Raw genomic sequence first — 11,912 nt, forward strand, 5'->3', positions numbered from 1 at the left:
CTATGCCAAGTTGTGCTGTTTCGTTTTGCATCATTGAGCCCCATCTTGTTCCAGACCCCGCAAAAAGACATCAACTGAAATTTCCATAAACTCCACAAGACTCTTTGACCACTCGAAAGACTCCGCATAGCAGTACATGTTCACGACGCCGCGTAACATTGCGATGAAGCAATACATCAAGTCGCGACTGGAAACGGAGTGTCCGCAGGCGGTCTGCTGGAAATTCTCAAACTGTGTCGTGAGTATTTCGAGCTGTTCGCGGTGTTGTGCGAGGTGATGCTCGGGAATGGAACCTTGAAACTCCGAACGTGCGAGAATGGCGATTTCTAGGCACGAAGGGTTTTGGGCATGGAACTCTGCAAACCGAATGGCAATCGATCGCAAATGATCGCGATAGTCTTCCGACGGTTGTTTAAGCCCATCGTTGATGTGCTTGATGAGCCGGCCGTCCACTTCTCTAGAGACGGCCCAGAACAACTCTTCTTTGGTGCCGTAACTTCGGTAAACCGTCCCCTTGCCAACCGATGCGAGATTCGCGACCTCCTGGACATCTGTCCCGCGAAAGCCGTTTTGGGCAAACGTTTCGATTGCAGCCTCGAGAATGCACTTCCGCTTGGGATCGGTCTCGATTTCCGCGGAAAACAGCGCCTCTTCGGCACGGTTTGGTGCATTGTTTTGCATGGGTGTGGTGTTTTCCTGCGCCGAGTCATTGCGGACGGACGCGTCCGTCCATTTGCTAAGTGTATTTTTGGAACGCCCAGATTGCAAGAGAAGCTTCTAATTTTCTTTGCTGAAGAACGCACGTCGCAGGTTCTGCAGTAGCCTTCACGCTGTCACGGGGCGCCCAGAATGAGACCTGCCGCACTTTTGGTGAAGGCCAATTACCTTGAATAGGTGACCAACGCTCTTTCCCAGGCAAATGTCGGAGCCACTCGTGGAAACATTGCTGTCAGCTTGCGTGTCTCTTCGGCACGGCATCGCGTCGCGGCCGCCAACAGCAATAAAACAATCAATTGGCGTTTCATCTTCCGTTCTGCCGTTACTTCACTTGTGGCGGCACGCGGCCATAGGTGGGGTCGTAGATGGGGATGCCCATCCCTTGAGGAGTTTGCCAGCCAGGCGTCGGCAGGTGCGTCACATAGGCATAGTAGGGTGTGGCCGCCAGACCTGGGCCGATGAAGACCGGAGCAAGTTGGGTGACTCCCTTTTTGAGGGACACACGAAAGGTGATTTCCTTGGCTCCCTCAGGAATATCTTTGGTTTCGTCGACATCACCGATACGCAAGCGCGCCTGCTGATAATTGAACGCTTTACCATAGGTTCCGTCGTTGATCCCCATATCCGCTTCCACCGGCCAGCGTCGCAGTGAGATTTCATAGTCGCCATCGCGTTCGACCTCGATGGCCCAAAACGATGCCTCGGCAACCGCTCCTTGCTTAATATGGGACTGGTTCCATGGCGGAAGCTTGTCGATCAGCCAGTCGTGCGAAGAGAGCGAGACGATGGGCGAGTGCTCGGAGCCAATGACCATGTAGCTGGTGAGGTCGTGTTCTCGAGAGACATCGTTCCAGAACTTGTCGTATTCGCCCCGCAAACGCTGGAAGACCTCGGGATACTGAGACGCAACGTCATTCGTCTGTTTGGGGTCGGCCTTCAGTTCAAAGAGCTCTTCGCCGTTGACCAATCGCCAGCGGTCGGTCATCACGGCGCTCTTGCGCCATTTGATCGGATCGACCACGCGTTGCGATTCAACCACAAGGGCGCGATCCTGCCATTCTTTGCCATCGGTGTAGAGCAGGTCGCTGATGTCGCTTCCATCGAATTCAATGTCAGGCGTTTTAAGTCCGCAGAGTTGAATGAATGTCGGCAAGATATCGATGTGCGCGGTCAGTTGCTCGACAGATTTCCCGGCTTCAATCTTTCCATTTGGCCAACGGATAATGAAGGGAACTCGGTGACCGCCGTCGTATTCGGAATTCTTCATACCGCGCATGCCGCCATCGTAGCCGCGGCCGTTCTTCAACCCGCCGGCGGTCCCGTTGTCGGTCATGAAGACAAGGATCGTGTTGTCCGCGATCCCTTCCTGTTCGAGCAACTTCATGAGCTTGGCCATGTTGTCGTCGATGTTCGTGATCATGCCGTAAAACTCGGTAATGGAAACCTGTGGATTCCCTTCATAGGGCTTGGTGTACTCTTCAGGGCAGTAGTACGGGCTATGCGGAGCGTTGGTCGAGATATAGGCCAAGAAGGGTTTGTCCAGGTTCGCCTTGATGAATTTCATGCCCTCGTCGAACCAGACATCGGTACAGAAGCCGTCGAAACGCTGGTGCTTTCCGCCCGCGATGTAGGTGTCGTCGAAGTAGTCGTTGCCCCAATAGTCGGGCGCTTGTCCAACGCCGCCGGCCTTATGATAAACGCAATGTTGAAACCCTCGATCTTCAGGCCGGTAAGGATAGCAATCGCCTAGATGCCACTTACCAAAGAGTCCAGTGGCATAGCCGTTCTGGCTGAAAACATTGGCCATCGTGATTTCGCGTCGACGCAGCATGTTGCGTCCCTGAACCGTGTGCCAGACTCCGACGCGGTCCGAATAGCGGCCGGTCATCAGCGCCGAACGCGTCGGCGCGCAAGTGGGATCGACATGAAAGTTGTTCAGCAACGTTCCCTGTCGGCAGAGTTTGTCGATATTGGGAGTTTTGATCGCAGGGTTGCCGGTAAAGGCCAGATCGCCATAGCCTTGGTCGTCCGTGATCACGATCACGACATTGGGCTTTTCTGCTTCGACTCGGTAGGCTGTCGTTGCAAACAAACATGCGACGACAAAAAGTTGAATGAAACGTCTTGGTTGCATCAGATTCTCTTTCTAAATCTCGGACTCTTAATAAATTTCGGGAAGTACATTGGTCACGGTATCTGCTTCGAGGTCGTCAGTCGCGGGAACTCAATTACGCTGTCGGTATTTCCGATTGATCCTGGACCTGTTCTGTGTTTCCAAGTGAGTCAGTTAGTTCTCAAGAGGAATGAATTCGACGAAATCGAGGCGGACGCGTTCTTGCCGGTCTGCTTCTGCGACCAGTTTGATCTCGTCACCCGCGTTCACCTGAATGTTTTCAAAACGTCGCCAGCGCCAACAGTCTACATCCTCATCCAAGCTGAAATTGATGACCTCTTTGCCGTCAACAAAAAGTCGAACTTTGCTTTGTCCCCGTTCCTCGTCGAAATAGGAGACACGGATATCATAGCAGCCTGAGGTGTTGTCAAATCGATAGGAAGCCGATCCCTTACCAGTGGTCTCGGCGCCCCACTCTTCCACGTAATCATCGAAACGCTGGAAGTTATCGAGTTCCATCTCTTCGACCTCTTTTCCAATGATGGGCGTCAGTCCCTGCACACCGGCATCAATCATTCCCTGCTTGAAGGCCCGCATCAGGCCGAACGAGGCGCCGTCATAATGTTTGAAGGCCAGGCCGTTGACCTCGGCCGGATGTTCAAGGGCAACCTTGATCCCCCGCTTCACCAGTTCGGGTGTCGCCTTGATGCGAGGGGCAATTCCGCAAACGATGGGCAGGTCAGGACCGACCAGACGTCGACTCTTGGTCAGCCAGGCCTTGCGTAAGGCAAAGTCCTCGTCGGGCTTGCCCTTTTGTTCTTCATGGTCCTGATGGACAAGCGAACCGAGATGGCGCCCCACCTTATCCAAATGCATGCCGACGTCCTCCAGGATCCAGCGGCGGTAGGGATAGGTATCATTGTAACGCAGATGGCATTTGGGATTTTGCTTCACCCTGTCGATCTCTTCAGCGATGAGTCGATAGAACTCCGTGGTGGAGTTTCGTCTCAACCGAATCCAACTGCCCTTCTCGGGTTGACTGTCTGGATGGGCTCGCAGTTTGGGAATGGCAGCCTCAAGATCAAAACCGATCTTCATGGCTTCGGCCTTGCAGTGACGGCAAAAACAACTTCCTGCTTTGTCAATGGCATCGTTTCGATCGAAGAGGTGCTGACAGGTTTGGATATAGTCCAAGTCGTAGTTGGCAGCCAAATCGCCAAAGAGGGCTACCACGTATTCACGAACTTCCGGGTTATTGGGGCAGAACCGGCTGGTGCTCCAACTGCTGCCATCGATCTTGCGCTGTTGCCAGTCCGGGTGGCTTCTGATCAGCGATTTGGGAATAGGGAAATGAGACACCTCGGCACCGACCGCCATTCCCCTGGCTCGACAGGCATCCACCATCAGCCCGAGCCAATCCGTTTTCCTGATCCAGTCAACATCCGATAGGAGCGGTTTGACTGCTCCATAACGATCCATCTCGGGGAAAAAGGTCACCCGCGAATCTTCGGCCTGCCACGTGTCTCGAGCAGGATTGTGGGGAAACGCCGGAGCGGCAAAGGGACGGTGTTCCGCGTGCATGACCACGACCATGTAGAGATTGTTGATGCCGCACATCTGCTGCATATTGTCCAGGATGGTGTCCATGCCCTCGTCCTTAATCGTCCAGGCACGAATTTGGGCACCGACTTCAAACTCGGAAGTTGCATCGGGTTTCCATACCCTCGTGACAGCAGGAGGTCGAACTTGCGGCACGTACCCGCCCTTGTTGAAGTTTGTGGCGTCATGCAGATAGAGATCGGGACGCGGGTCCTTGTTCTTGGTCCAGAGATAGACCTCCTTCAACGTCAACCCATCGACGTGTCGGGAAAACATACCCCAGGTGCCGAGATTGCCGTCATAGAGATAAATCAGATTGGGATAGGCACCGGGCTTCTCAGGTGCAGGTTCCTGCACCTCGCCGCCACCAACACTCTCAATCTGAACGTCCTCAAACGTGATGTTTTCAAGCTTGCTCTCACTACGGCCTTCAAGCATGACGCCGAAGGTCCCCATGTCCTTGGCCGTAATATTGCGGAACGTGATATTCTTGATACTACCATACTCTTGCTTCTTCGGTTTGCCCGGCCAATAGGTCTCCCAGTATGGGTCATCAACCTTACCCAAGAACACACCCATGGCCGAGGGAATATTACTCAGGGTACAGCTCTCGACCAGAACACCGTCAATAAAGCCGCCCGTACCAATGTTAAGGAAGATACCCTGCTGCGGATCGTACTGGGTGGCGGGAGGTTTGGTGGCCCCTTCGAAATGACAGTTGCTGATGTGAATGTTCTTGAATCCACCAAAGGTCTGAGGACCAATCTTAAAACCACAAACACGACTGATAAAGGTCGAGTGTTTCACGGTCACATTCTCGATCAGAATCTCTGGCGTGCCACTCTTTAAGGTCATCGCATCATCGTCGGCTTCAACCCGGCAGTCTTCCACCAACACATTACGAGAGTCACAGATGGCCAAACCATCGGGTGTCTCGCCGCCATAGTTGTGGATGTGGACGTTCTTGACCACGAGGCCATCGACTCCAATGGGTTGCAAAGCCCAGTGGGCGGCATTGGTAATCAGCAGCTTACGCTCCAATGATCCCGTCCCCTCAACGCGGACATTCTTACACTTGATGAACCGGATCAAGTTGATCGAGGCTAGACGCTTCTTCCCCTTCAAGGCAGGAACTTTGCCGTTACCATCGATGGTCCCCTCACCTTCAATTGCCACATTTTCCTTCTCCAGAGCAACGATCAGCACGCGCGGGGCATATCGGTCTTTTCTCAACAAGAAGCTTTCATAGACCGGTTCGATATCAGCGGGATAAAGACTGTAATCGGGAGTCCCCTTGATCGTGGCATCCTTCTCCAAACGTAAGGTCACATTATCTTTAAGAAAGATTGTCGCCGTACGATATTCTCCCGGGGGAAAGAGAACCACACCACCTCCTGCCTCCGAGGCGGCATCAATGGCCTTCTGGATACTGACCGCGTCTTCGGCCACACCATTGCCACTGGCTCCATAGTCTGTGACAGAATAGACACTCCGCGATTCCTGAGCGTGGCTTGCACCAAGCGTCAGTAGAACGACGGGCGTGATTAGAACGGTTGTCAAAGCCAGTTGTTGTATCCGAGTCATCTTCAGTTCCTGGAACGTGTTTCAATCCCTTTGCTTTGTCGATCTGCGATCCGGGACTCTCACGGTTTTCTGTTCCAGGTGAAGCGATCGCCTTTGGCGAGTTCTTCCTCACGAGTCTCCGTTCCGTATCGAAGTCTTAGCGGATTTCCCCTGAGCGAACGAATCGTTGCCTCGGTTAACTGACCCTCCTGCCAATGAATGTCCACTTCAAAGCCTCCCCGCGCCCGCAATCCGCGCACAGAACCTGTCGACCAGTCCTTGGGCAGTGCTGGCAAGAGATGAACTTCGTCACCATGACTCTGCAGAAGCATCTCGGCGATACCCGCGGTGGCGCCGAAGTTGGCGTCGATCTGGAACCGGCTACCATTGAAGAGGTTTTCGGTCAGGCCGCGAATGACGTTATTCAGGTTCGTTTGGGCACGATCACCATCGCCCGCGCGGGCCCACAGCGAGATTCGCCAGGCACCGGGCCATCCACCTGAATTGCCCCGTTGGATCAGTGAGGTCCGGGCTGCATGGAAGAGCTTGGGTGTATCAAAGGGATTGATCTGGGCGCTGGGATAGAGTCCGTAGAGGTGAGAGACGTGGCTGTGCGGCTTGTCCGGGTTGTCCCAATCCTGTTGCCATTCCTGAAGCTGACCATGCCGACCGATCTTCATGGGTGCGAGCTGCGCTCGGGTCTTGGCCACCTGGGCACGGAAATCTTCGTCGACGTCGAGAATCTCGGCGGCCGCAATGCAGTTGGCGAAGAGATCGCGGAGAATCTGTCCGTCCATGGTGGGACCAGCACAAATTGAAGCACCTGAGCGATTTGAACTGAGTCCATCCCTGCTCTCACCGCCGTGACTATGCTCGGGTGAGATCGACGGCGAGGTGATCAAGTAGCCGTCTTTGTCTTGAATCAGTACATTTTCCGACAGGAAAAACTCAGCGGCTCCCTTCATGACGGGATAGGCCTTTCTCAGGTGTGCCATGTCACCGGTGTAGAGATAGTGTTCCCAAAGATGTTGACAGAGCCAGGCTCCACCGCTGGGCCACATGCCCCAGTGAGCACCGTCGACCGGCGCAGTGCCGCGCCAGAGGTCGGTGTTGTGATGAGTCATCCAGCCATCAGCGTGGTAATGCGTCTTAGCGGTCTTGCTACCCGGAGCGACCAGTTCACCGGCCATGCGTAAAAACGGCTCATGACATTCGCTGAGGTTGCCGACCTCAGCCACCCAGTAGTTCATCTCAATATTGATGTTGATCGTATACTTGCTGCCCCAGGACGGATGAAGCTCGCTGTTCCAAATCCCCTGCAGGTTCAGAGGCTGTGTACCGGGACGCGAGCCTGAAATCATCAAATAGCGGCCATACTGAAAGACTTGCTCAGCCAGGAGCGGATCGCTGCTGCCCCGGTTTGCTCTTTTGATTCGCTCATCCGTCGGCAGACTCTCCTCTTTGTTCGTTCCGCCAAGATCGATCGCCACGCGGCTGAACAGATTGGAATAGTCATCGACGTGCCGCTGGTAGAGCTGTTCGTAAGATCGGTCGCCAACACCATCGATATCGTCTCGGGCCCTCTTCACCGGATCCGCACTGACGTCCTGATAGTTGACGTAGCTGGTCGCGGCCGCATAGACAAGCGTGACGACGTCTGCATCTTGAACAGAGATTCGATCTCCTTGATCCGTAACCCTTCCACCATCGGCGATGACCTTGACTTGGGCGGCGAACTTCATTCCCTCGCCTTCCCATGGCCCGATCAAACGCCTGGCTCCACTCGTTCCCTCGCCGGTGCGTGGGCCAACTTGGCCTGTCATACGCAACGTACCGTCCGGCGTTGACTTCGACTGGAATGCATGAGGGCTTGTCATCGTCAGATCAAACGTGATTTGCCCCGGTGTATCGCAATCAAGACGGATGACGATGGCCTGGTCGGGCTGAGAAGCAAAGACCTGCCGAGTGAAGTTTGCATTGCCGATACGATAGGTGACCGTGGTCACCGCATTTTGTAGATTCAGCTCACGGCGGTAATCGCTGAGCACTTCGCCTTTGGGAAAGTCAAGAAGCAGGTCACCCAGTGGCATGTACGCCTGCTGGTACCTATGGATTCCCAGCATGTTTTCTGCGGTTGCCTCGGCCTCGGCGTATTCACCTTGCTCAAGCAGTTTTCGTACCGTGGCGAGGTGCCCGTAGGCGTCCGGATTGTCGTAGCAGTGGGGACCGCCGCTCCACAGCGTGTCTTCGTTTAGCTGTAGATGCTCCTGCTCCATCCCGCCGTACACCATGGCTCCAAGTCGTCCGTTTCCAATCGGCAACGCTTCCGTCCACTGCGCTGCCGGCTGCGTGTACCAAAGACTCAATGCATCCGGCGGGGCATTCAGAGACTCCGCGTGAAGCGGAACGGTATGCACACTCAGAAGCAGGAAACACAGACTGGCTCCTGCCATGAAACAACGCTTCTTCATCAATCGATTCATCGTGACTGCTCTCGTTGTTTTTGTGACGATAATAGGAGATCTACCAATGCTTTGCCCATCACAGACTGGAAGCCTATGCCACTTATTCTCCGCTCGCTCCTAAACGTGTTGCACCTGCAGGGTATGGCCAGCAGCGATGTCGAGACCTTGCAGAAATTGAAGGACGATGCGCTGACCGTCTCTCTGGAATCGGGCATCGATATCGCGGTCGTCAAGTTTGACCACGGCTCGGCTGGCCTGCGTTCCGGGTGCAGCGTCAAGAGTCAACTGCTTTAGGTGGAGTTTACCATAGTGCAACTCGATCGTGTTTTTCTGTCGACCACCTTGGACGGTCTGGCTGAAGCGGCCCCAGCCTTCTGCGGTGGTAAAGGCGGCGCGAAAATGATCCTGCTGCATACGCGGCCCGAAGCCGAGTTTGCCCTCCGGCCCATCGTATCGATACCCGCAGATGGCCATGAAGGCGCTGTAGCTCGCCATCGCGCGGGCGTAGTGGTCACTGCATTCTATTTCGTTATACGGGTTGCGGTCTTTCGGCAAATACCGGTCATAAATGGCCTTGCCGATCGCGAGGCCCTTTTCGACCAAGCCTTCCCAGATCATGTGGGCGGCGACCTGCCATTCGAAGCCAGTCATGCATTCATTCAAATAGCCCGCATAGTTTTTCTTACCGCTTTTCGCTTCAACCTTCCCGTGTGGAAACGAACACATGACCAATCCCGCATTGCCTTCCACCGCGTACCAACGTCCATCGGTCATTATGTTTCTGAAATCGCCCACGTTGGGTGAGAAGTTGAATGTCCAAAGCGACTCGAGCGTTTGACGGATCTTGTCTTCTGGAAGAACTCGATCGAGGCCCAGGTTCCGAAGCCAGAACTCGCCCAGAACCTGGTCGATGTGGCAACCGTTGGTGGAGCCGTGCTTTTCATCCTCGCCAGGCCCTGGTTTGTGGATGAAGTGGCCGTACGACTCCTTCCAAAGCATGTTGACCATCTCCGGAGCGCCTTTCGCGACGATTCTCTCGTAGCGCAGAGCTACTGCCGGCTGTTTCATTTGACGCGCCATGACCGCAGACGCCTTGAGCGCGGCGTGGTACAGGTTGATCAGCCAATGCACCTGTCCAAACCAGGGTTCATCCAGCGTGTTGTGCTGAGCGCCCGCCAGTAGCCCATCCTCCTCTTTATCCCATTTCCGGATCACGTGATCCATGGAAAGCTTGGTGCGATCCCAGAGCGCAGCGAGGAAGCGATAGTCCGTCGTCATCTGGCTCTCGCGCAGGACTCGAAGAATCGTGCCGCACTGACCGTCGATAGCATCCTGGAAGTTGACGATGGAATGGCGGAAGTTGATCGAACCATCGCTCGTCCTGAATCCCTTACCATACTCCACCTTGTCGCGGCATTCGCGTTCGATGACCGGAAAGATCCTTGCCAACCCCTGGGCGTATTGCCAAACGTGCGTGCAGTTTCCCGGACAGCAGTTCACGCCTTCGTCCAGGTTGTACATGCCGTCTTGCAGGGCCAACCGCTCGGCCACCTGGGTCTGCATGCAGTCGACCGTAACGAACGTTCGCTCGAGAAACCAGTACGGCAACGTGGAATCGTACCAGGTGTCGGCCCAGGTCTGAGTTGTCGTATGCAACTCCTTATCCCGGCCAGCGACGGCGCCCGCGGCATCGGTCGCAGTCGGCCACAAGGTGGAGTAGAAGTTGATATCGCGAGCTCCCGGCTTGCGTCCGAACGCCGTAACATAACTCGCATTGGGGAAACGCCAAGACAGCGAGAAGGAAACGGTTTTTTCTTCGCCGGGTTTGAGATTCAGAGTACGCCCGACCGAGGCAAATCCCCTCTCGCTGAAAGGTCTTTCGTAAACCTCATCCGTTGTCTCGTTGGTTTGCCTGGAGGCAAAAAGACCGGACGAGCCCGGCTCGGAACGCTTGATATCCACGATGTCCGGCTTTTCTTCCCCCAGCAGCCCCAACGCAATGGATCCGAAATCCGTGGCCAGCTCGAAAGACGGATCCGTTTGTTGAATCGGAGGTTTTGTCGAGAACACGATGTGGTCGATGTCGATATGTCCCCATCCGCCCGACGATGCGTCCAGAATTTCAAGATGTGCTTGCTTGCCAAGCAGTGGGGTGACGTTCCAACCGGCCCATGCCATGTCGTCGGACTGTTTGCCGGCCGCGGAGCGAACCTTTTTCCCATCCACCCACAAGCTGATGTTCAGAGATTTCTCGTCTCGTCCGCCGGCAAGGAGGAAATTGATGAACGGTTTTTCGATCTTGAATTTTGGCGAGATCAGTTTCCCCTGGGGGTTGTCGCTTCCGGTCCAAGAATTGACCAGGCCCGTGCCCTTGAATCCGGACAATTTCTGAATCGTGCGCCCGCCCGATGCCGGCCCACTGCCAAAGGCTTCTCCTTCCACCTTCCAGTCGCCGTAATCGCCTCCCTCGAAATCGGCGAACACCTCGGTTTGCTCGGGGCGATTGTCCTCGGTGGCCCGTTTCGCCCAGCATTCCACGGCCGACAATCCATCCCGCTGGCTATACCGACTCAGCCGGATGCCGCCCGCGTCTTTTCCGCTTCGGAAGTTGGAGAGGTTTTCGACCCACCCCGCAATGGCCGTCTCTTGAATCTGGTCTGTGGTGTTCTTGATCGTGTACCGCATCACGATCACGGGGTAGCTGGAATCGTCGCGGTTCAATGGGATAAAGGGAGTGTACGCTTCCAGTTCGACGCGCACGGGACAAGCCGCGTCCGCATACGCCACCCGGGCCATCGGATACCGATTGGTGAAGACCACGTCCTCAAAGCCCTGGGAATCCAGGGTAAAGACTCGCTTTTCGCCGCCGGAGACAACCTCCAACGCAAAGCCTTGGTCCATGGGGCAGTGGAGGGTGTCCGGATCGGTAAACCGAGGGCCACTTCCCATGTGTTTCGAGTCTCTTGTCCCGTCCAGATTCCAATACCAGAGCCGCCCGTCGCCGCCCAGATAGACTTGCCCTGTGCAGATGCCGCTGATGGGCATGCCGATGAATTCCAAGTCTTCACCTGTCGCACGGAGCGCCTCGCCTCTAGCGTAAAGACTTGCGATCCAATCCTTGCTGAGTTTTTTGTCGGAGGGAATGATGTGCTCAAAGTCCTCCTTGATAAAAGGCCCCGCCATGACCGTGGATCGACCCGCCAGGAGCATTGCGGCCGTCAGCCCAGATGCCTTCAAAAAATCTCGCCGGCCTTCCGGGCCCGGATCGCATGATCGGGTGCCGCCGCAACAGGTATTGCTGACGGAGTCGGATTTCTTGGTCATTGTCTATCCTGTTTTGATTGGAACTTTTTAGTGATTTCCAAATTTGGCTCGAGGAACCGTAGTGGAATTCGTCAGAATTCCCTACCTTACTTGCAGTGAACGGAATTCTGGCGAATTTCACTACAATCCAG

The 11,912-nt window shown here is 55.0% G+C and carries 6 protein-coding genes; all 6 read right to left on the reverse strand.

Going from position 1 to position 11,912, the window contains the following annotated elements:
• Window positions 1–30: 30 nt before the first annotated feature.
• Window positions 31–681: a TetR/AcrR family transcriptional regulator gene (locus tag Poly41_RS26030; RefSeq protein WP_146530297.1), complete on the reverse strand. Its 651-nt coding sequence runs from the start codon at window positions 679–681 to the stop codon at window positions 31–33.
• Window positions 682–881: 200 nt separating this feature from the next.
• Window positions 882–1,025, reverse strand: coding sequence for a hypothetical protein (locus Poly41_RS34385; RefSeq protein WP_197231640.1), 144 nt, complete (start codon window positions 1,023–1,025; stop codon window positions 882–884).
• A gap of 14 nt (window positions 1,026–1,039) precedes the next feature.
• A complete protein-coding gene (locus Poly41_RS26035; protein WP_146530298.1) occupies window positions 1,040–2,851 on the reverse strand; it encodes an arylsulfatase in 1,812 nt (603 codons plus the stop codon).
• A gap of 153 nt (window positions 2,852–3,004) precedes the next feature.
• Window positions 3,005–6,013 (reverse strand): glycosyl hydrolase family 28 protein, encoded by a 3,009-nt coding sequence (locus Poly41_RS26040; RefSeq protein ID WP_146530299.1) that lies wholly within the window; start codon window positions 6,011–6,013, stop codon window positions 3,005–3,007.
• A gap of 59 nt (window positions 6,014–6,072) precedes the next feature.
• Window positions 6,073–8,475, reverse strand: a complete 2,403-nt coding sequence (locus Poly41_RS26045; protein ID WP_231615949.1) for a glycoside hydrolase family 95 protein — start codon at window positions 8,473–8,475, stop codon at window positions 6,073–6,075.
• Between the two features lie 99 nt (window positions 8,476–8,574).
• Entirely contained in the window at window positions 8,575–11,781 is a 3,207-nt protein-coding gene (locus Poly41_RS35105; protein ID WP_231615950.1) for a GH116 family glycosyl hydrolase, read from the reverse strand.
• Window positions 11,782–11,912: the final 131 nt, after the last annotated feature.

The sequence above is a fragment of the Novipirellula artificiosorum genome, assembly GCF_007860135.1.
In the GTDB taxonomy this organism is placed as follows: Bacteria; Planctomycetota; Planctomycetia; order Pirellulales; family Pirellulaceae; genus Novipirellula_A; species Novipirellula_A artificiosorum.